At 35.4% G+C, this 21,119-nt stretch carries 20 protein-coding genes; 16 read left to right on the forward strand and 4 right to left on the reverse strand.

The window, feature by feature from the left end; translation table 11 throughout:
- Positions 1 to 41: 41 nt before the first annotated feature.
- Positions 42 to 914 carry an Rgg family transcriptional regulator gene (locus tag AC4BD1_RS00135; protein ID WP_490466667.1) on the reverse strand — a complete coding sequence of 291 codons (873 nt, stop codon included), beginning with the start codon at positions 912 to 914 and terminating at the stop codon, positions 42 to 44.
- A 179-nt stretch (positions 915 to 1,093) separates the two neighbouring features.
- On the opposite strand from AC4BD1_RS00135, the gene AC4BD1_RS00140 reads away from it, so the two are divergent.
- The 3 genes from AC4BD1_RS00140 to AC4BD1_RS00150 all read left to right on the forward strand — a co-directional run bounded on the left by AC4BD1_RS00140 (position 1,094) and on the right by AC4BD1_RS00150 (position 3,845).
- On the forward strand, positions 1,094 to 1,897 hold the full coding sequence (locus AC4BD1_RS00140; protein WP_490466668.1) for a hypothetical protein: 804 nt from the start codon (positions 1,094 to 1,096) through the stop codon (positions 1,895 to 1,897).
- A gap of 20 nt (positions 1,898 to 1,917) precedes the next feature.
- Entirely contained in the window at positions 1,918 to 2,349 is a 432-nt protein-coding gene (locus AC4BD1_RS00145; RefSeq protein WP_206898940.1) for a DUF6568 family protein, read from the forward strand.
- 746 nt (positions 2,350 to 3,095) lie between these two features.
- On the forward strand, positions 3,096 to 3,845 hold the full coding sequence (locus tag AC4BD1_RS00150; protein ID WP_490485661.1) for a restriction endonuclease: 750 nt from the start codon (positions 3,096 to 3,098) through the stop codon (positions 3,843 to 3,845).
- Positions 3,846 to 4,036: 191 nt separating this feature from the next.
- Here AC4BD1_RS00150 and guaA read toward each other — a convergent pair whose 3' ends face one another.
- Entirely contained in the window at positions 4,037 to 5,602 is a 1,566-nt protein-coding gene (gene guaA, locus AC4BD1_RS00155; RefSeq protein ID WP_206907770.1) for a glutamine-hydrolyzing GMP synthase, read from the reverse strand.
- A gap of 57 nt (positions 5,603 to 5,659) precedes the next feature.
- Positions 5,660 to 6,583, reverse strand: coding sequence for a type I pantothenate kinase (coaA, locus tag AC4BD1_RS00160; protein ID WP_490466670.1), 924 nt, complete (start codon positions 6,581 to 6,583; stop codon positions 5,660 to 5,662).
- Positions 6,584 to 6,835: 252 nt separating this feature from the next.
- Between coaA and AC4BD1_RS00165 the strand changes: the two genes are divergently transcribed.
- The 13 genes from AC4BD1_RS00165 to AC4BD1_RS00225 all read left to right on the forward strand — a co-directional run bounded on the left by AC4BD1_RS00165 (position 6,836) and on the right by AC4BD1_RS00225 (position 20,279).
- Positions 6,836 to 7,441, forward strand: a complete 606-nt coding sequence (locus tag AC4BD1_RS00165; RefSeq protein ID WP_206907768.1) for a class I SAM-dependent methyltransferase — start codon at positions 6,836 to 6,838, stop codon at positions 7,439 to 7,441.
- A gap of 166 nt (positions 7,442 to 7,607) precedes the next feature.
- Positions 7,608 to 8,624 (forward strand): substrate-binding domain-containing protein, encoded by a 1,017-nt coding sequence (locus AC4BD1_RS00170; RefSeq protein WP_206907766.1) that lies wholly within the window; start codon positions 7,608 to 7,610, stop codon positions 8,622 to 8,624.
- 140 nt (positions 8,625 to 8,764) lie between these two features.
- Entirely contained in the window at positions 8,765 to 10,066 is a 1,302-nt protein-coding gene (locus AC4BD1_RS00175; protein ID WP_206907765.1) for a pyrimidine-nucleoside phosphorylase, read from the forward strand.
- 14 nt (positions 10,067 to 10,080) lie between these two features.
- Complete coding sequence (gene deoC, locus AC4BD1_RS00180) at positions 10,081 to 10,743, forward strand: deoxyribose-phosphate aldolase (protein ID WP_206907764.1); 663 nt, start codon at positions 10,081 to 10,083, stop codon at positions 10,741 to 10,743.
- 1 nt (position 10,744) lies between these two features.
- The gene (locus AC4BD1_RS00185) at positions 10,745 to 11,146 is read left to right on the forward strand and encodes a cytidine deaminase (protein WP_490485662.1); all 402 of its coding nucleotides are present in this window, start codon (positions 10,745 to 10,747) and stop codon (positions 11,144 to 11,146) included.
- Between the two features lie 61 nt (positions 11,147 to 11,207).
- The gene (locus tag AC4BD1_RS00190; RefSeq protein WP_206907762.1) at positions 11,208 to 12,293 is read left to right on the forward strand and encodes a BMP family lipoprotein; all 1,086 of its coding nucleotides are present in this window, start codon (positions 11,208 to 11,210) and stop codon (positions 12,291 to 12,293) included.
- A gap of 214 nt (positions 12,294 to 12,507) precedes the next feature.
- Positions 12,508 to 14,070, forward strand: coding sequence for an ATP-binding cassette domain-containing protein (locus AC4BD1_RS00195; protein ID WP_206898908.1), 1,563 nt, complete (start codon positions 12,508 to 12,510; stop codon positions 14,068 to 14,070).
- A complete protein-coding gene (locus AC4BD1_RS00200) occupies positions 14,063 to 15,196 on the forward strand; it encodes an ABC transporter permease (RefSeq protein ID WP_490485663.1) in 1,134 nt (377 codons plus the stop codon). Before AC4BD1_RS00195 ends, AC4BD1_RS00200 begins: the two co-directional genes overlap by 8 nt.
- Positions 15,196 to 16,152: an ABC transporter permease gene (locus AC4BD1_RS00205; protein WP_206907760.1), complete on the forward strand. Its 957-nt coding sequence runs from the start codon at positions 15,196 to 15,198 to the stop codon at positions 16,150 to 16,152. Before AC4BD1_RS00200 ends, AC4BD1_RS00205 begins: the two co-directional genes overlap by 1 nt.
- A 102-nt stretch (positions 16,153 to 16,254) precedes the next feature.
- Positions 16,255 to 17,421: a phosphopentomutase gene (gene deoB / locus AC4BD1_RS00210; protein WP_206907759.1), complete on the forward strand. Its 1,167-nt coding sequence runs from the start codon at positions 16,255 to 16,257 to the stop codon at positions 17,419 to 17,421.
- A gap of 34 nt (positions 17,422 to 17,455) precedes the next feature.
- Positions 17,456 to 18,274 (forward strand): purine-nucleoside phosphorylase, encoded by an 819-nt coding sequence (locus AC4BD1_RS00215; protein WP_206907758.1) that lies wholly within the window; start codon positions 17,456 to 17,458, stop codon positions 18,272 to 18,274.
- Between the two features lie 39 nt (positions 18,275 to 18,313).
- Complete coding sequence (gene deoD, locus AC4BD1_RS00220; protein WP_206898904.1) at positions 18,314 to 19,021, forward strand: purine-nucleoside phosphorylase; 708 nt, start codon at positions 18,314 to 18,316, stop codon at positions 19,019 to 19,021.
- 73 nt (positions 19,022 to 19,094) lie between these two features.
- Positions 19,095 to 20,279, forward strand: coding sequence for an iron-containing alcohol dehydrogenase (locus tag AC4BD1_RS00225; protein ID WP_490485664.1), 1,185 nt, complete (start codon positions 19,095 to 19,097; stop codon positions 20,277 to 20,279).
- A 59-nt stretch (positions 20,280 to 20,338) separates the two neighbouring features.
- On the opposite strand, the gene gpmA is transcribed toward AC4BD1_RS00225, so the two are convergent.
- A complete protein-coding gene (gene gpmA, locus AC4BD1_RS00230; RefSeq protein ID WP_067483560.1) occupies positions 20,339 to 21,025 on the reverse strand; it encodes a 2,3-diphosphoglycerate-dependent phosphoglycerate mutase in 687 nt (228 codons plus the stop codon).
- Between the last annotated feature and the right edge of the window lie 94 nt (positions 21,026 to 21,119).

Here is a 21,119-nt window from a genome sequence, read left to right on the forward strand (position 1 = left end):
AAAATTTTAATTGAAAATTGCAGTAATAACTTTTTTAATTGTTATTTTTGAGCATATACAGAATGAAAAAATTTTTTTAGTTCCATTGCTTTATCGTTGTTATCTAAAAGATAGAAAATATTAATTAATCCCTCTATTTTGTTAATGTCGATGGTCGCTACGTTTTCTTCGCAAATCGGTGATAATGTGCTAAATATTTTATAGTAAATTTGTTCATATACATTTTTAGATTTTACTGCAAGTCTCTTTAAAGGAGCTAGAAAAATAGAAAGTAAATCTAAGTTTTTTCTTTCAAAGCTTAAATAGCAACCATTTATTAAAAATGATGTATAAAGAGATGGATAAAAATTATTTTTGTAAAATAGTTTCATTTTTTCTTCACTATTTTTAAACAGCAATTTTATTGTGTCAGTTGGAAAGATAAACATTAAATTATTAAAAGTCGTCAATTCAAAATAGCCCCAGGTTTCAATTCTAAATAGCCGGTCCCTAATGTATCTAATCTCTTTTTCAAATACTTCCAAATTTAATACATCCTTTTCTTTAGCTAGTAGCATATTAAATTGGATAAGTAAAATAAAATAGTACTCATCATTTGTTTGTTTAAACAGAGAAAGTAGTTGATTTCTAAATTCTTCTATTTTTTGGGGGGTAGAATTCTTATAAAGAATTTCTACAAAATTTTTGGCTGTAGCTTCTTTCAAAGTAATCTTGTTGTTTTGCAGATAAAACATAAATTCTGGTAATTTTATATTCATTCTGTCTAAGTATCTAAGTAATATTTCAGAAGAAAGAAGTGTGTGTCGGGTCTCGAATGAACTTAAAGTTGTTCTAGAAGAAATTTGTTTTGTTAAATTTGCTTGAGATATTTTACGTTCAACTCTTAACTTTTTTAACAGGTCAGCTTGATCCATAGATACCTCCTAAAACAGACGCATTTTTGTTCATTTTAACACATGAATAAGAATTAATAATAAACTAATTTTGAAAAAATGAAAAGGAGGAAATAATTATGAATCCATATACATGGGAAATTGAGCCACCACAAAAAATTGAGAAGTAAAAAGTAGAAAGAAATCGGAGGGAAAATATCATGATGAGAAATTTCAACCTAGAAAAAATTATAAAAATAATGTTGCTAAGTATGTTGTTAACATTAGTATCCCCCGCAGTGACTAATATTGTATATGCTGAAACAGATAGTCAACCTAAAGAGACTGAAGTAAACAACCCTGAAAATGTAAATAAATCTTTTGATAAAATGCAATCGATTGCGTCTCAATCACAAGAAATTACTAGTCCAACAGTTATTGAGACGATGAAAAATAACACATTAAATTCTATCAAAGAAAAAAAACTAATTCTTAATGGACAAAATATTAATTTACTTTGGAATGACTCAAAATTTTTATCTATAGATGAAGAAGAGACAAATTATAAGTCCATCTCTGTACCAATAGAAGGGAAAGAATACAGTTACTTTAGTAATTTAACAGTAGTATTTGATAAAAATGAAAATGTAGTAACTTATTCAGAAAGTTTAATCACAAAAAATCAAGTAAATAAGTTTGTTATTGATACGTACATTGAAGGTAAAAAAGTTAGCACTCAAAATACGGATATAGATTATATAAATAATTCTAAATTAAAAGAAGGCTTGTTCAGTCTTAAACAAAGTGTGAAAGAAAGTAAAAATGTAAATACTAGAGGTATCGGAGCAATCGCAGGATGTATAGCGGCAATCGCAGGAATAAACGGAACAATAGCATATTTGATTGCAGGAACTTGCATTGCAGCATGTCCAGCTGTTGCACCGATTTGTGCAGCTTGTATAGCAGGTGTTTGTACAATAGGCGCTGCAGATATTGGTGGGGTCATTGCTTGTTTTAAATTATAATGAGGGAGAGTGGTTAAATTGTGATAGGAAAGAAGAGAAAGATTATTTTCTTATTGTTTGTTATTATTTTAATGAGTGGTGAAACATATTTTTACGCTAATCAAAAAGAAAAAAATTTTAATCCCTTGAATAGTATAAATAGTAATCAAATTCAAAAGCTAATTGATAATACCGATACTGGATACATTTATATTGGTAGACCTACATGTGAAGAATGTCAGGAATTTCTCCCCAAATTAAGATCTGTTTTAATAAAAAAAAGACAAAAAGTATTTTATTATAACACTGATAATGCCCGTAAGGAAAATCAAGACAAACTTGTAAAAGAATTAAATAATTTAAACGTAAAGATAGTACCAACAATTCTTTATATGAAAAAAGGAAAGATAGACGAGAAATTAGAAGGCTCTACTAATAAAAGTGAGATTGAAAAGTTTTTAGCGTACGAATAAAACTGTTGGTTAGAGAAGGTGTAGACTCTGGAAAAAAAATCTAAATTAATATTTTTTGTTGGAATTTGTAATTTTATATTGGCCATCTATTGGTTAATCTCGAATTTCAATGAAATGCATCCACAAGATATTTTTATAATTGGTTGGCTTATCGTAAATTTTATTTTCCTACTTAGTAGTACTATAAAAAAATAGTTCGAGAACAGGGGTAAAAATAAAAAATAGTTGAATACTGTAACCACAAAAAAAGAAAACCGCTAGAAAACCTATAAATTAGGCATTTCTAGCGGTTTCTTTTTTTATTTCCATTCAATGATGTATAAAAAGAGAGAAATCGGGAAACTTGATTTTAAGATAATTTACTAGATTAAAAAAGTATAGCTTTGTACTAAATTTATAAGAACTGTGATAAAAGTGTGATAATTATTTTTTCATTTCAGTAAACTATATAAAAACTAGCAAAATAAAATAAAATTAAAAGCTCACATTGTCCTCTGTATCTATATTTATTTACCAAACAATGTGCATAGTTTAGGAATCAATTTTTTACAAAACTAAGGTACTCTATCAATCTATTAAATAAAGCTGACCTACTCATGAAAAAATACTTAGCCACTTCTTCAAAAGAATTAAACTTCAAAACTACTTTCCTAACAAAAAAATTTTTTGAAATATATAAATAACTCTTGTTTAGAGTTATTATAATTATATATTGTGAAATAGAATATATATTAGGAGGAGTATTTATGCTTAAAAATTTTTTACAAAAAGTTACACATAAAACAGAAGAAATAAATTCAAAAGAAGTTTTATCTAAAAATTATCGTGAAGTAAAAGGATTATCTTTTGTACAGAACAGTGATGAAACAATAGTGATAGATTTTTTAAATAATATGGATAAAGAGTTTCCGGTAGGAAAAATAGGTTGGAGACAGCAGGGAGATTATTTTGAACAATTTCTAGCAGCTGTTTTTCGATTAGCTAATTATGAAGTTGAAATAACTAAAAAAGAATATAAAAAAGACAGATATGTATATACTGGGGATAATAATATAGACTTAATTATAAAAAAAGATAATGAATGTATTGCAGTGCAAGCAAAACATTATCGTCTAAACACTAAAGCACCAAAAATTATTACAGTGGATTATATTAAAAATTATTCTGGAATCTCAGATAAGGGATGGACAAATAAACTATTCATTACTACTTCTTTATTTAATCCATATGTATACATAGAAATAGAAAAAAATGAAAAGGCACAAAATATTGAGTGGTATGATAGATATGGTCTGTTACAGCTACTGAATCAGCTGATCCCAAACACTATGGAAAAATATATTTTTTTGAAAAGTTTGCCTGAAAAAGTTGTTAAATGTCCAAAATGTGAATCTGGATTTATTGTAGATAAATGGAGTGAGAGCAACCATAGTTATTTTAGAGCTTGTACTATGTATCCTGAATGTAGACATACAGAAAAGATTCCTAGTAATTAGGAAATTACAATAAGCGTTCATTAGAAACTAGGGGGAACGAATGCTTATTTTTAACTTTATGAAAGATAAAAGTGGAATAGTGTTAAAAATCAATTTAAGAAATAAAAGGAATAACTGTGATAAAAGTGTGATAATGAAAAAATAAACAGCCAACAAACATCGATTTAACAACGTTTGTTGGCTGTTTTTTATTATTCCCACTCCACAGTTGCAGGTGGCTTAGAAGTAATATCGTACACAATACGGTTTACGTGTGCGACTTCATTTACGATGCGGACAGAGATTTTTTGTAAGACATCCCAAGGAATACGAGCAAAGTCAGCTGTCATTCCGTCAATTGAAGTAACGGCACGGATACCGACTGTGTAATCATACGTACGTCCATCACCCATAACACCAACTGAACGGATGCCAGGTAAGACAGTAAAGTATTGCCAGATATCACGGTCAAGTCCAGCTGCTGCAATTTCTTCACGCAAGATAGCATCTGATTCACGAACGATTTCTAATTTTTCTTCGCTAATTTCACCTAAGACACGGATACCAAGACCAGGTCCAGGGAATGGTTGGCGCCAAACGATAGAGTCAGGCATTCCAAGTTGAGTACCTAATTCACGTACTTCATCTTTGAAGAGTGTATTCAGAGGTTCAATTAATTCAAATTGCATATCTTCAGGTAATCCACCAACATTGTGGTGAGATTTGATTGTTTGAGCTGTTTCAGTTCCACTCTCGATAACATCAGTATAAAGTGTTCCTTGCGCTAAGAAAGAAATACCTTCTTCGCCAGCCAATTTGGTTGCTTCATCATCAAAAACATAAACAAATTCATTCCCAATGATTTTACGTTTTTGCTCAGGATCAGAAACACCTTTTAGTTTGTTTAAGAAACGTTCACGTGCATCTACTTTAATGATATTTAAGCCAAATTTTCCACCTAAGCTTTCCATTACTTGATCTGCTTCGTTTTTACGTAACAAACCGTGGTCAACAAAGATTGATGTTAATTGGTCACCAATTGCTTTTTGTAAAAGAACACCGACAACACTAGAATCGACTCCGCCAGAAAGGCCAAGTAAAACTTTTTTGTCGCCAACTTGTTCACGGATTTTTTCAACTTGCATATCAATAAAGCTATCCATTGACCAATCACCTTGGCAGTGGCAGACATCGAATGCAAAGTGACGTAATAATTCGATTCCGTATTCAGAATGACGCACTTCAGCATGGAATTGGATTCCATAAAAGTTACGCGTAGTATCTTGAATCGATGCGATAGGACAGTCTTTACTTGTACCAACGATTTCAAAACCTTCGGGAACTTTTGTTACGAGGTCACCATGACTCATCCAAACAGTCTGTTCTTTTGGTGTATCACTAAATAACACAGCATCATCTGTTGTAACTTCCAATAAAGCTTTTCCGTATTCACGGTTTTTAGCAGGTTCAACTTTCCCACCAAGATTGTACGTAATTAACTGCATTCCGTAACAAATTCCTAATACAGGTATACCTAAATTGAAAATCTCAGGATCAATGCTAAAAGCACCTTCGTCATAAACACTGTTTGGTCCACCAGAAAGGATAATTCCTTTTGGATTCATAGCTTTAACTTCTTCTGCAGTAATTCGGTGGCTCAATAATTCAGAAAAGACTCCTAGATCACGGATGCGTCGTGTAATCAATTGATTATACTGGCTACCATAATCTAATACGATAATCTTTTCAACGTTCGTCATATCGGCAACGTTTGTCACATTTATTACCCCTATCCATTTAAATTTATCTCAAAATAGTTTTACTATTTTAAAATGCTAATATTTGCGCATGAAAATCGAATCAATGATATGATTTTCAGTTTTATGGAGAATTATATCCGCTCTACCACGTGTAGGCAAGATATATTCCTCTAAATTTTTTAAATTCACATTTTTCCAGACTTCTTTGGCCATTTTAAAGGCATCTTCACGATTACCGATTGCAAAACGATAATAATAATTCTCAGGATTTTGAAAAGCTGTGTCTAACAGCGCTGCAAAACGATCAAGATACCATTTTTCAATCAAATCGGGTTCAGCATCAACAAAAACAGAAAAATCAAAAAAGTCACTAACGTAAATTTGTTGGTTAGCTGGGAGTTGTAAAGTATTAATTCCTTCAACTATTAAGATATCTGGTTGCTGGATGACTTCATACTCGTCAGGAATAATGTCATAAACATCATGAGAGTAAATTGGAACTTTCAGCTCATCTTTTCCGGACTTCACTTGATTTAAAAAATCAATTAGCATTTCCATATCATAGCTTTCAGGAAATCCTTTACGATCCATGATTCCTTTTTCACGCAAGACCTTATTGGGATACAAAAAACCATCAGTCGTAATCAACTGAACGTTCCGTCGTTTTAACGTACGCGACAAAATCGTTTGTAACAAGCGTGCAGTTGTACTTTTTCCGACAGCAACACTCCCTGCAATTCCAATAATGAAAGGTGACACAGGTACATATTTATGGAGAAAGAGTCCTTTACTTAATGATAAAGATTCGAATTCTTTCATATAAAGATGAATGAGGTGCGTTAAAGGAACATAAATATCTTGAACATCTTGCATCGAGATTCGATCATTCAAGCTTTTGATACTGTCTAGTTCCACTTGTGTCAGTGGTGCTTGTCCATTACGATAAAATTCTTGCCATTCTTCCCTTGCAATACGATAATAGTTCATTGGGTCGTTCATAATAGCCTCCTGCGTTCTCTCCCGTCAATGGATTTATTCTAACATAAAATAGTGTTAAACCCTACCTCTTATAAAGGGAATGAAGAGACTTTTTCACGAATTTAGAAACATAGCTTTAACCTATCAGTTTGATTTGTTAAAATCAAAGAAAGAAACAGCTGAAACAAAGAAACTTGAAACGAAAGAGCGCTTGTTTGTTTTCAATGAAAACGGTAGACTATGTACAGCAAAGACAGAAGAAGGATGGAAAAGATGACAGATCATTATTATACAGAGCGTCCCAATGTTGCCCATGACTTTGAGCAATGGTCGTTTGAATTAAAAGGGAAATTATTTCACTTTGTGACAGATGCTGGCGTATTTTCACGTGAAACGGTGGACTATGGTTCGCGTGTGTTAATCGACGCGTTTGATTGGCAAGAAATCCCAGCTAAAGGAAACGTCTTAGATGTTGGCTGTGGTTATGGACCAATTGGATTAGCCATTGCATATGCCAGCCAACGTATGGTTGAAATGGTAGACATTAATTTACGTGCAGTGGAATTAGCACAAGGAAATGCGAATCGTAATCAACTGGCGAACGTGGACATTCATCAATCAAATATTTACGAAAACGTGCATCAAGAAAAATATGCAGCGATTATTAGCAATCCACCTATTCGTGCTGGAAAAAAAGTTGTTCACGAAATATTGACAGGTGCCTATCCGCTCTTAGAAACTGGTGGAACGCTAACAATTGTCATCCAGAAAAAACAAGGCGCACCAAGCGCACAAAAGAAAATGGAAGAAACTTTTGGTAACGCAACAATTGTTACCAAAGATAAAGGTTATTACATTATTAAAAGTGTAAAAGAATAAGTTTGGTTATCGATTATTATTGCAAGGGACATTCAACTTTCGAATATTCCTTGCAATTTTTTTGTCCAAAAATTATTTTCATTTTAAGAAAGTGCTATCAATTAACTATTTTTTTAGAAAAGGTTTTGTTACACTGATTAAAAGTTCAAGTTGAGGAGGAGAAAAAGTGAAGTTAACAATTAGAGATATTGCGGAGATGGCTGGTGTATCAGTTACAACTGTTTCGCAAATTTTGAATAATAAAGGTAGTCGCTTTAGTGACAAAACTAGAAAAAAAGTTTTGAATATTGTCAATGAACATCATTATAAGCCAGATTATTTTGCTTCAAATGTAATCAACCGACATTCAAAAACAATTGGAATGATTGTTCCAGATGTAACAGACTTTTTTTTCTCGAAACTAATTGAAGGTGTCGAAAGCTATTTAAATCCACTTGGATATATAATTATGTTGTGTAATTCAAGACACAAACAAGAAAATGAAATCAAATATTTACGTGAGTTGGCACATCGTTCAGTGGATGGGATTTTATTAGCTACGCCAAACGTTTTACCAGAGGCCTATGCGCTAGACAGTGGATTTTATAAAAATATGCCGATTATTTTGATTGATCGTGGCTTAAACCGTCGAGATAGTGGTCGTTTAATTGTCAAAGAATATGAGGGAGCGTATCAAGCTGTTTCACTATTTATCAAACAAGGACACACAAAAATCGGTATGTTAAAAGAAACAACTGGCTATTATCAACTAGAAGAGCGTTTCAATGGTTACCGACATGCACTAAAAGATCATGGACTACCATTTAATGGGAAATTCGTTGAGCATGGCGAATTAACGGTTCAAGGTGGATACGATGCGACTAAAAAATTATTGGAACACAAAGATATTACAGCAATTTTTTGTGGAAATGATGCAATGGCAATTGGTTGTTATCAGGCCATTCATGAAATGGGAAAGACAATTCCTGATGACATTTCAGTTATTGGCTTTGATGGATTAAAATTATCTGAGTACATGATTCCACAATTAACAACTGTACAACAACCTAGTTTTGATATTGGATTTTATGCAGCTCGTTTTCTAATCGATACAATTGAATTCCCTCAACGCAAAGTTCCGAACAAAGTCTTTGAGACAAAATTAATTATTCGTGAGAGCGTAAAAGCATTGACAAATAGCTAAGTGGGCGTTATATTGCTTATGTAAGTGTTTACAAATGCAGGGCAAAGCCTTTTGCGTTTTTAGTAAACCAGTTTACTAAAGTGGTTTACCTTTTATGAAAATAATGTATAATACCGAATGAAGGCTAGGAGGATCAAGCGATGCGAATGGTAGATTTGATTGAAAAAAAGAGGGATGGAAAAACCTTAACAAAGGATGAGATTGATTACATAATTACTAATTATACAGACAATCAAATTCCGGATTATCAGCTCAGCGCATTATTGATGACAATCTTTTATCAAGATATGACTGATGAAGAAATTACAAATATGACTTTAGCAATGGCAAATTCTGGTGACGTGATCGACCTTAGTTCTTTGAATGGTATTAAAGTTGATAAACATTCTACTGGTGGAGTTGGAGATACGACAACTTTGATCTTAGCGCCGTTAGTTGCAAGTGTGGGCGTGACTGTAGCAAAAATGTCAGGACGTGGGCTTGGATATACTGGTGGAACGTTAGATAAATTAGAGGCGATTCCTGGATTCAAAATTGAACTTTCTGACGAAGAATTTATTCGGATTGTCAATGAAAGTCAAGTTGCTGTTATTGGACAATCAGGAAATTTAGCGCCAGCAGATAAAAAACTATATGCTTTACGTGACGTAACGGCGACTGTTGATTCAATTCCTTTAATTGCTAGTTCAATTATGAGTAAGAAAATTGCAGCTGGTGCGGATGCAATTGTTCTAGATGTAACAACTGGTGACGGAGCTTTCATGAAAAACATTGAAGATGCGAGACGCTTAGCAAAAACAATGACAAGTATTGGCAAACTTGCTAATCGTCAGACAATAGCAGTGATTTCTGATATGTCTGAGCCATTAGGGGAAGCCATCGGAAATAGTTTAGAAGTAGTTGAAGCAATTGAAACATTACAAGGACATGGACCAGAAGACTTGATCGAAATGTGTTACGTATTAGGTAGTCAAATGGTTGTTTTAGCTAAGAAAGCTGATTCCGTGGAAGAAGCGCGTGTGATGCTACAAGAAGCCTTAACTTCTGGTAAAGCCTTAGAAAAATTCAAAGAAATGATTCAAAATCAAGGTGGAGACATTCGCGTAGTTGAAAAACCAGAATTACTTTTGACAGCGCGACATCAAGTAGAACTTCCTGCAAGATCTGCTGGATTAGTTTCTAAAATCGTTGCTAACGAGTTAGGTATCGCAGCAATGATGCTGGGAGCCGGTCGTAAAACAAAAGAAGATGCAATTGATCATGCTGTGGGTTTGAAATTACACAAAAAAATTGGTGATTCAGTACAAGAAGGTGAATCATTATTAACTATTTATAGTAATACAGAAGAGCTTTCACAAGTTATCGAATTATTATATCAAAACATTGAAATTAGTGATTCAGCTACAAAACCAATTTTAGTACACGATATTATTACTGAGTAGGAAGGAAGAAAAAGATGGAATTAAATCGAATGATTGACCACACAATTTTAAAAGCAGATGCGACAGAGGAAGATGTGTTACGCATTATTGAAGAAGCAAAAAAATATCATTTTTATTCTGTATGTATCAATCCAACCTGGGTTTCATTGGCAAAAGAACAGTTAAAGGGTGAACCTGTTGCAGTTTGTACAGTAATCGGTTTTCCTTTAGGAGCAAATACTTCCGCTGTTAAAGCATATGAAACAACAGATGCAATCAATAATGGTGCAGACGAAGTAGATATGGTTATCAATATTGGCGCATTGAAATCAAAACAATTCAATAAGGTTCAAAAAGATATTGAGGCAGTAGTTGAAGCAGCAAAAGATCGCGCACTTGTTAAAGTGATTATTGAAACAGCATTGTTGACAAATGACGAAATTGTCAAAGCTTGTGAACTTGCAAAAATCGCAGGAGCAGATTTTGTTAAAACTTCAACTGGATTTTCAACAGGTGGTGCTAAAGTAGAAGATATACGTTTAATGCGTGCAACTGTTGGTCCAGAAATGGGTGTGAAAGCTTCTGGTGGTATCCATAACGAAGAAGAGGCCGTGGCAATGGTTGAAGCAGGTGCAACACGAATTGGTACAAGTGCTGGAGTTGCTATTATGTCTGGTGCTGTTGGTGAAGGATACTAAAATGAGTGAAGTGACAAAACAAGAATGGATTGACATTGCGGTAGCAGCACTCGACAAAGCATATGTTCCGTATTCACATTTTCCAGTGGGTGCATGTCTAGTAACTGATACAGGGAAGATGTATCAAGGTGTAAATATTGAAAATGCTTCTTTTGGATTAACAAATTGTGCTGAACGAACGGCATTTTTCAAAGCTGTATCAGAAGGCGAGAAACAATTTTCTCATTTTGTTGTTGCTGGTCACACACCAGAACCAATTTCACCATGTGGTGCTTGTCGTCAAGTGATGGCAGAATTTTGCTCACCAGAAATGCCAGTCACGTTGGTTGGCGATGAAGGTGTGACAAAAACAATGACGGTTAGAGAACTACTACCGTATGCATTCACAGAAAAAGATCTATAACCTACGTTCATTCAGTCAGCTGACTGTTGAAAAAACAATTATTTTAGGGGGCTTTACAGAAATGAAAAAAGCAAAATTATTTGGTTTGGGTGCCGTAGCATTAACAGCTGGATTACTTCTATCTGCATGTGGCAATGGCAATAGTGGAACAGATTCAACTGATGGTGGAAGTTCATCAGCAGGAACAACTGCAGCATTAATCACAGATACAGGCGGTGTCGACGACCGTTCATTCAACCAGTCAGCTTGGGAAGGTCTAGAAGCTTGGGGTAAAGAACACAAGCTTTCACGTGGAAACGATGGCTACCAATATTTCCAATCTTCAAATGAATCAGATTATATTCCAAATATCGACCAAGCTTTAACAGCGGGATTCCAAACAATCTTTGGAATTGGGTATAAATTACAACCTGCTATTAAAGAACAAGCAACAAATAATCCTGAAACAAACTTTGTTATTATCGATGATGTTATTGATGGTGTAGATAACGTAGTTTCTGCAACATTTAAAGATAACGAAGCTTCTTATCTAGCTGGGATTGCTGCAGCTTACACGACTGAAACAAACGTTGTTGGTTTCATTGGTGGAGTAAAAGGTGAAGTTATCGACCGTTTTGATGCTGGATTTACAGCTGGTGTTGAAGCCGGGGCGAAAGAATTAGGTAAAGAAATTGAAGTGAAAAACCAATATGCTGGTGATTTCTCTGCGCCAGATAAAGGACGTTCAATTGCACAAGGTATGTACGCACAAAATGCAGACATTATCTTCCATGCTTCAGGTGGAACTGGTAACGGCGTATTCCAAGAAGCAAAATCATTAAATGAATCTGGCGACAAAAAAGTTTGGGTAATCGGTGTTGACCGTGATCAATCAGACGAAGGTGGCTATACTCTAAACGGCGAAGATAAAAACTTTACATTAACATCTACACTTAAAGGGGTAGGAACTGTTGTTGAAGATTTAGCTCAAAAATCTGCAGATGGTGATTTTCCTGGTGGAGAACATACTGTTTATGGCTTGAAAGAAGATGGTGTTGGCTTAACAAAAGGTCAACTTTCTGATGAAGCACTAAAAGCAGTTGATGCTGCTAAAGAAAAAATCATTGCAGGCGATGTAAAAGTTCCAGAAGTTCCAGAAAGCAAATAATAATTTTTCTATAGCCTTGTTAGACAACTGTTTGACAGGGCTATGGTTTCAATTTTAGTAGTTGTTTGTTTATTCAAGTGGTCAAATTTTGACTATTTGAATAAGGGAACACCCCCTGAAGTGAGTTTACTTCAATTTGCGAGGATAGATTTCCGATAGCCAGAAATCTTTACTCATCGTTGCCCTAGATAGAAATCGTTAGGATGTGAAAAATGTGGTTCAAGAAAATATTGTCATCGAAATGCGGAATATTACCAAGCAGTTTGGAACATTCAAAGCAAATGACAACATCAATTTGCAAGTAAAAGCTGGGGAAATCCATGCGTTACTTGGAGAAAACGGTGCTGGCAAGTCAACATTAATGAACGTTTTATCCGGTCTTTTAGAACCAACATCAGGAGAAATTTTGATGCATGGGAAACAGGTTCAAATCACAAGCCCGACTAAAGCCAATCAATTAGGGATTGGGATGGTTCACCAACATTTTATGTTAGTTGATGCGTTTACTGTTACTGAAAACATAATTTTAGGTAGCGAGCCAAGTCGGATGGGAATCGTTGATCGCAAAAAGGCACGTGAGGAAATTCAAAAAGTATCAGAACAATATGGTCTATCAGTTAACCCGGATGCTTATGTTCGTGATATTTCTGTTGGAATGGAACAGCGTGTCGAGATCTTAAAAACACTTTATCGTGGTGCAGATGTCTTGATCTTTGATGAACCAACAGCTGTTTTAACACCACAAGAAATTGATGAACTAATTTTGATTATGAAAGAGTTAGTTAAAGAAGGTAAATCAATCATTTTGATTACCCATAAATTAGATGAAATTAAAGCAGTAGCGGATCGTTGTACAGTTATTAGACGGGGTCAAGGGATTGGAACTGTTAATGTGAAAGATGTTAGTTCACAACAACTTGCTGACATGATGGTTGGACGTACTGTTTCGTTTAAAACGGATAAAAAAGAGGCTCGTCCTCAAGAAGTTGTCCTGGCAATTGAAGATTTAGTTGTAAATGAAAATCGGGGATTAGAGGCAGTGAAAAGTCTGAGTCTTGAAGTTCGTGCTGGAGAAGTTTTAGGAATCGCGGGAATTGATGGTAATGGGCAATCTGAGTTGATTCAAGCATTAACAGGCTTACGAAAAGTTGAAAGTGGCAGTATTCGCTTAAAGGGTGAGGAAATCAGTAACAAACGTCCGCGGAAAATTACGGAGTCTGGTGTCGGGCATGTTCCAGAGGATCGTCATAAATATGGTTTAGTTTTAGACATGACATTGTCAGAAAATATTGCTCTTCAAACGTATTACCAAGCTCCTTATAGTAAAGGTGGGCTATTAAATTATTCAGTTATCAATGAACATGCAAGAGACTTGATTGATGAATATGATGTGCGAACAACGAATGAATTAGTCCCTGCTAAGGCTTTATCAGGTGGAAATCAGCAAAAAGCAATTATTGCACGTGAAATTGATCGCGACCCTGATTTGCTGATTGTTGCGAATCCAACACGTGGATTAGACGTAGGTGCTATAGAATTTATCCATAAGCGTTTGATCGAGCAAAGAGATAAGTTTAAAGCAGTGTTGTTAGTCAGCTTTGAATTAGAAGAAATTTTAAATGTATCTGATCGAATTGCCGTGCTTCACCAAGGTAAAATCGTTGGAATTGTTAATCCAAAAGAAACATCTGAAAATGAATTGGGACTATTAATGGCGGGCTATTCTTTAGAGGAAGCAAGAAAAGAGTTAGAAAAGGCGGGTGGCGCACATGAATGATCGTAGCGAAAAACTCCGTAATTTACTTGTACCTATTTTTTCAGTAATTTTAGGATTAATTTTAGGTGCATTATTGATGGCAGCTTTTGGATATAATCCAATTCAAGGCTATTCTTCTATGTTGGAAGCTGCGCTAGGTTCACAACGAAGTATTGGTGAAACTTTACGACAAGCAACACCGCTTATCTTTACAGCATTAGGATTTTCAGTGGCGAATTCAGCGGGATTCTTTAATATCGGGCTTTCTGGACAAGCGCTATGTGGTTGGATCGTTAGTGTGTGGTTCGCGTTGGCTTTTCCAGATTTACCAAAAGTGATTTTGCTTCCAGCTTGTGTCATCTTAGGCGCTTTGGCTGGTGCAATGGCCGCGGCGATTCCCGGCTTGTTGCGTGCGTTCTTTGGAACCAGTGAAGTAATTGTCACGATTATGATGAATTATATTTTATTATATTTAAGCACTTATGCTTTACATGACATAATGCCAGAAAGTTATCGTTCAAGTTTGGATTCATCAAATCTAATTAGTCAAAATGCTTCATTAAGAGTTCCTTGGCTAACTCAAATGTTTGGTGGCTCACGAGTAAACGCTGGTTTATTCTTAGCTTTGATTGCTTTGTTCCTTGTATGGTTACTTATGAAAAAGACTACTTTAGGTTATGAAATTCGTTCCGTTGGACTAAATCCTTTTGCATCAGAATATGCGGGGATGAGTAGCAAACGAACAATTGTTTTATCCATGGTTATTTCTGGAACACTTGCAGGATTAGGGGGCGTAGTTGAAGGTTTGGGAACGTACCAAAACTTCTTTGTTCAAACAACTTCTTTAGCAATTGGATTTGACGGAATGGCAGTATCTTTATTGGGATCTGGTTCAGCAATTGGTGTGTTGTTATCAGCAATTTTATTCAGTATTTTGAAAATTGGTGGTTTGGGAATGCAAACAGGCGCCGGTGTGCCATTTGAAATCGTGAATGTATCGATTGCATTGATTATCTTCTTCATTGGTATTAATTTCTTAATTCGCTTGATTATGGCAAAATTTTTCCAAGGTAAAAAACAAGTAGCTGTAGTTGAAACAATTGAATCTAAATCAACGCATCAAGATCAAGAAGGAGGGAATTTATAATGACAGCTGTAGAATTGATTGCTCTAATCCTTACGTCAACATTAGTTTATTCCACACCTTTGATTTTGACATCGTTAGGTGGAACGTTTTCTGAACGAAGCGGAATCGTTAACGTTGGTTTAGAAGGAATTATGGTAATGGGCGCTTTCAGCTCAATCGTATTCAACTTAACAATGAGTCCATCTTTAGGTGCGATGACGCCTTGGATTGCCATTCTAGTTGGTGGGATAGTTGGTGTTTTATTTTCATTACTTCATGCAGTGGCAACTGTTAGTCTTCGTGCAGACCACATCATTAGTGGTACGGTCATCAACTTGATGGCACCTGCGTTAGGGGTATTCTTAGTTAAAGCATGGTACGGAAAAGGACAAACAGATAACATCACAAGAAATTTGGGCTACTTCTCATTTCCTGGGTTATCAAAAATTCCTGTAATCGGTCCAATTTTCTTTAAAAATACTTTCTTGCCAGCTTATTGTGCCATTTTAATTGCTGTAATTGCTTGGTTTATCATTTTTAAAACAAGATTTGGCTTACGTCTTCGTTCTGTCGGAGAAAATCCACAAGCTGCAGACACTTTAGGTATTAACGTTTATGCGATGCGTTATTCAGGCGTTTTACTTTCAGGTTTATTAGGTGGCATGGGTGGAGCAGTATTTGCTCAATCAATCTCAGGTAATTTCTCTGCTGGAACGATTGTTGGTCAAGGTTTCATCTCGATGGCAGCAATGATTTTTGGTAAGTGGAATCCTTTGGGCGTAATGGGTGCATCACTATTCTTTGGTTTTGCACAAAGTTTGAGTATTATAGGAGCACAGCTTCCAGTAATTTCTTCCATCCCGCCAGTGTTATTACAAATTGCGCCTTACTTGTTAACAATTATCGTCTTAGTTGTTTTCTTAGGACAAGCATCTGGTCCAAAAGCAAATGGAAAGAATTATATCAAATCCAAATAATTTTTAGTTAATAAAAAGGGTGGGACTATGGGAAATGTTTCTTCGTCTCGCCTTTTTTGTTTAGTTTAAAGTAGAAAAGATGAAAAGAAAGAAGGAATCGAAATGTTTAAACGCGTACACTTAATTGTAATGGATTCAGTCGGAATTGGGGAAGCACCTGATGCAGACAAATTTAACGATGTTGGGTCAGATACTCTAGGGCATATTGCAAAAGAAGCAGGTTTAACAATTCCTCACCTAGAAAATTTAGGTTTAGGTACGATTCGACCATTAGACGGTGTAAAGGCTGTAGCTGATCACCAAGGCTATGCAACAAAATTAGAAGAAGTTTCTGTTGGTAAAGATACTATGACAGGGCATTGGGAAATTATGGGATTGAATATCAAGACACCATTTCGGGTATTTCCTAATGGATTTCCTGATGAGCTATTACAACAAATTGAAGAGTTTTCTGGACGAAAAATCGTTTGTAACAAGCCTTATAGCGGAACAGCTGTAATTGATGATTATGGTGAACATCAAATGAAAACAGGCGACTTGATTGTTTATACGTCTGCAGATCCTGTTTTGCAAATTGCTGCACATGAAGAAATTATTCCTTTGGAAGAGTTGTATCGTATTTGTCAATTTGTTCGCGATATTACGAAAGATGATCCATATATGATTGGCAGAATTATCGCACGTCCTTATATTGGAGAACCAGGAAACTTTACTCGAACAAGTAATCGCCATGACTATGCTCTTGATCCATTTGGTCACACAGTTTTGGACTCATTAAAAGAAGCTGGTAAAGATGTGATCGCTGTTGGTAAAATTAATGATATCTTCAATGGTCAAGGAATCACTCAATCTGTCCGCACTAAAAGTAATATGGATGGTGTAGATCAACTGTTAAATGTGATGAAGCAAGACTTCAATGGATTAAGCTTTACTAATTTAGTAGACTTCGATGCTTTATTTGGTCATCGTCGTGATGTTGTTGGTTACGCACATGCAATAGAAGAATTTGATTTACGTATTCCGGAGTTGCTTGATGCAATGAATGATGATGATTTATTGTTGATTACAGCAGATCACGGAAATGACCCCACATTCCCAGGAACAGATCATACACGTGAATACGTACCATTATTGGCTTATAGTAAAAAAATGAATGAACAAGGAAGTTTACCACAAGGTTACTATGCGGATATCTCAGCAACAATTGCTGAAAACTTTGAAGTACCAGCAACGGAAAATGGTGAAAGCTTCTTAAAATTACTGAAATAATTGTTACTAAAAACCATAACTTAGGAGAAAAAGAATGAAAAAATTAAGCGAAATGTTACAAGAAACAACTCAATTCATCCTTGATAAAGGGGTAAAAGAAATTGAATTTGGTATGATTCTTGGCTCAGGTCTTGGTGAGTTGGCAGATGAAATTGAAGATGCAATTAAGATTCCATATGACACAATTCCTTTCTTCCCAGTTTCAACGGTTGTTGGACATGCGGGACAACTAGTTTACGGTACATTATCAGGTAAAAAAGTTTTAGCGATGCAAGGACGTTTTCATTTTTATGAGGGGCATTCGATGCAAACAGTTACTTATCCAGTCCGAGTAATGGGTGCACTTGGTGCGCATTCAGTGATCGTAACAAATGCTTGCGGTGGCGTAAATGAATCTTTTGTACCAGGTGATTTGATGTTGATTAGTGATCACATTAATTTTACAGGCACGAATCCATTGATTGGTCCAAATGAAGATGAAATCGGCCCACGTTTCCCAGATATGAGTCAAGCTTACACACCTGCATACCGAGAATCTGCAAAAGAAGTTGCTAATAAGCTAGGGTTAGACTTAAAAGAAGGTGTTTACATGGGGTATTCAGGTCCGACTTATGAAACGCCAGCAGAAATCAAAATGTCACGTGTCATGGGTGCTGATGCAGTCGGAATGTCGACCGTTCCTGAAGTAATTGTTGCGGCACATGGAGGTTTAAATGTATTAGGTATTTCTTGTATCACGAATTTAGCGGCAGGAATGCAAGCAAATTTAAATCATGAAGAAGTAGTGGAAACAACGGAACGTGTTAAACAATCATTTAAAGCTTTAGTGAAAGAAACACTAGCAGTATTATAAAAAAGAGTATTAGTTGAAATTGAAGGAGAGATAAACTGAATGAGTGTTCATATCGAAGCAAAACAAGGTGAAATTGCTGACAAGATTTTACTTCCAGGAGACCCGTTACGTGCAAAATATATTGCAGAAACTTTTTTAGAAAATCCTGTTTGTTATAATCAAGTTCGTGGAATGCTAGGTTACACAGGAGAGTATAAAGGTGAGCGTGTTTCTGTACAAGGTACAGGGATGGGTATGCCTTCAGCAACGATTTATGCGCACGAACTAATTAATTCTTATGGCGTGAAAAAATTGATTCGCGTGGGGACTTGTGGTGCATTATCAACCGATGTCCATGTGAGAGATTTAGTGATTGCTCAAGGAGCAGCAACAAGTTCATCTATGATTGAAAAGAATTTTCAGCAATTCCATTTCCCGCCAATTGGTGATTTCGATTTATTATTGAAAGCTTATGAATTTGCTAAAGGAAAAGGGTACACAACTCATGTAGGAAATGTTTTGTCAGAAGATACATTTTATAAGGATGATTTAACTGAAACACTAAAATTAGCTGAACTTGGTGTTTTGGGTGTTGAAATGGAAGCTGCAGCACTTTATTATCTAGGTGCGAAATACAAAGTACAAACGTTAGGAATTATGACAGTTAGTGATCATTTGATTACTGGAGAAGAAACAACGGCACAAGAACGTCAAACAACGTTTAATGAAATGATTGAAGTTGGTTTAGAGACAGCAATCGCAAAATAATTGTAGAAAAAGCTTGGAACGACTATTATTAATATTGGTTCCAAGCTTTTTTAATAAGTAAGGAGGAAAAGAAATGGAAAATTTTCGCTTTGATGTAGCAACAGATATTCGTTTTGGAAAAGATCGTTGGGATGAATTACCAGAGGTCTTAAGTCACTTTGGAAAAAATGTTTTACTTGTTTATGGTGGAGGAAGTATTAAGAAAAATGGTGTTTATCAAAACATCATGAGTCGTCTACAAGATCATGACTTTAATGTAACAGAACTAAGTGGGGTAGAACCCAATCCTCGTATTGAAACAGTTAGAAAAGGGATTACTCTTTGCCAAGAAAATCAAATTGATGTGATTCTTCCAGTTGGTGGAGGGTCAACGATCGATTGTGCTAAAGTAATTGGTGCAGGTTTTTTCTATGAAGGAGATCCATGGGATTTAGTTATCAAAAAAGCAAGTGTTGGGAAAGTGTTACCCTTAGTAACAGTGTTAACACTTGCAGCGACAGGGAGTGAAATGAATCGAGGAGCAGTCATTTCAAATCCAGAGACCAATCAAAAACTTGGCCTAGGTGGTTGGGAAATGTTACCTAAAGTTTCATTTCTTGATCCAACCACAACATTCACTGTACCAAAGAATCAAACTGCGGCAGGTTCAGCAGATATTTTCAGCCATCTAACTGAAAATTATTTTAAACGGACAACTGGAACAGATATTCAGGATTTCGTTGCAGAAGGGATTTTTAGAACAGTCATTAAAAATTGTCCAATTGCATTGAAATATCCAGACGATTATGATGCACGGGCAAACTTAATGTGGGCTAGTACCTTAGCTTTAAATGGATTAACTGGTAGTGGAAAAACGGGTTCGTGGTCCTGCCATCCAATTGAACATGAGTTGAGTGCATTTTATGATATTACGCACGGCGTTGGCTTAGCCATTTTGACCCCACGTTGGATGAACTATGCATTGAATGAAGAAACTGAAGAAAAATTTGCCCAATTTGCTCGTAACGTGTGGGGAATTCAAGAGTCAGTAAATCATCTTGCTGCAAAAGAAGGAATTCAGAAAACTTATGATTACTTTAAAGCATGTGGTATTCCTATGACTTTACCTGAAGTAGGGATCGATGAAACCAAATTTTCTTTGATGGCAGAACAGGCTGTTAAACACAGCCAAATTGCAACAGATGCGTATGTTCCATTGAACGAACAAGCAGTCGAAGAAATTTTGCGTGAGTGTTTGACAGAATCTAATTATTTATAATTAAAAAAGGAGTGGCGATAAAATCGCCACTCCTTTTTTTGGCTTATAATCAATAAAAATTATAAGTAGTATTTTTTAGCAACAGTTAGATCATCATTCAATTCATAAACAAGTGGTTGACCCGTTGGAATTTCAAGATCCATGATGTCTTCGTCAGAGATACCTTCAATATGTTTTGCTAAAGCGCGTAATGAGTTACCATGTGCAGCTACTAAAACAGTTTTGTCATCTAGTAATGCTGGAGCAATATGATCTTGCCAGAATGGTAAAGCACGTTCCAAAGTAACTTTTAAGTTTTCGCCACCAGGGATATCGCGTTTGTCTAACATAGCGTAACGACGTTCGTTTGCAGCTGAACCTTCGTCAGTTTCATCCAATAATGGAGGAAGAGTGTCGTAAGAACGGCGCCAAATATGAACTTGTTCGTCACCATATTTTTCAGCAGTTTCTTTTTTGTTCAAACCTTGTAATTTACCATAGTGACGTTCGTTTAAGCGCCATGATTTTACTTGAGGTACCCAAAGTTGATCTGAGTATTCTAAGATAAGGTTACAAGTTTTGATGGCACGAGTTAAAACAGAAGTATAGGCAATGTCAAATTCGATTCCAGCTTCTTTGATTTTGCGTCCGCCTTCTTTTGCTTCTTCGATACCTTCTGGTGCTAAGTTTACATCAGCCCAACCAGTAAATTGGTTTAAAGCATTCCATTCACTAAGACCGTGACGAGAAAAAACTAATTTTGGCATGTTTTGTGCTCCTTTTTAAAATATATTTATTTCTGAAAATTTCAGTTCTCGTTTATTGTACAATTTTTTTGAAAAGATTTCCATTGAAAATGAT

Source organism: Enterococcus sp. DJ147D b (genome assembly GCF_058216655.1).

Bases quoted from the DNA above. Each gene is read 5' to 3' on its own strand.
- AC4BD1_RS00135 (WP_490466667.1), bottom strand. From the start codon at position 914: ATGGATCAAGCTGACCTGTTAAAAAAGTTAAGAGTTGAACGTAAAATA.
- AC4BD1_RS00140 (WP_490466668.1), top strand. From the start codon at position 1,094: ATGATGAGAAATTTCAACCTAGAAAAAATTATAAAAATAATGTTGCTA.
- AC4BD1_RS00150 (WP_490485661.1), top strand. From the start codon at position 3,096: ATGCTTAAAAATTTTTTACAAAAAGTTACACATAAAACAGAAGAAATA.
- coaA (WP_490466670.1), bottom strand. From the start codon at position 6,583: ATGAACGACCCAATGAACTATTATCGTATTGCAAGGGAAGAATGGCAA.
- AC4BD1_RS00165 (WP_206907768.1), top strand. From the start codon at position 6,836: ATGACAGATCATTATTATACAGAGCGTCCCAATGTTGCCCATGACTTT.
- AC4BD1_RS00175 (WP_206907765.1), top strand. From the start codon at position 8,765: ATGCGAATGGTAGATTTGATTGAAAAAAAGAGGGATGGAAAAACCTTA.
- deoC (WP_206907764.1), top strand. From the start codon at position 10,081: ATGGAATTAAATCGAATGATTGACCACACAATTTTAAAAGCAGATGCG.
- AC4BD1_RS00185 (WP_490485662.1), top strand. From the start codon at position 10,745: ATGAGTGAAGTGACAAAACAAGAATGGATTGACATTGCGGTAGCAGCA.
- AC4BD1_RS00190 (WP_206907762.1), top strand. From the start codon at position 11,208: ATGAAAAAAGCAAAATTATTTGGTTTGGGTGCCGTAGCATTAACAGCT.
- AC4BD1_RS00200 (WP_490485663.1), top strand. From the start codon at position 14,063: ATGAATGATCGTAGCGAAAAACTCCGTAATTTACTTGTACCTATTTTT.
- AC4BD1_RS00205 (WP_206907760.1), top strand. From the start codon at position 15,196: ATGACAGCTGTAGAATTGATTGCTCTAATCCTTACGTCAACATTAGTT.
- deoB (WP_206907759.1), top strand. From the start codon at position 16,255: ATGTTTAAACGCGTACACTTAATTGTAATGGATTCAGTCGGAATTGGG.
- AC4BD1_RS00215 (WP_206907758.1), top strand. From the start codon at position 17,456: ATGAAAAAATTAAGCGAAATGTTACAAGAAACAACTCAATTCATCCTT.
- deoD (WP_206898904.1), top strand. From the start codon at position 18,314: ATGAGTGTTCATATCGAAGCAAAACAAGGTGAAATTGCTGACAAGATT.
- AC4BD1_RS00225 (WP_490485664.1), top strand. From the start codon at position 19,095: ATGGAAAATTTTCGCTTTGATGTAGCAACAGATATTCGTTTTGGAAAA.
- gpmA (WP_067483560.1), bottom strand. From the start codon at position 21,025: ATGCCAAAATTAGTTTTTTCTCGTCACGGTCTTAGTGAATGGAATGCT.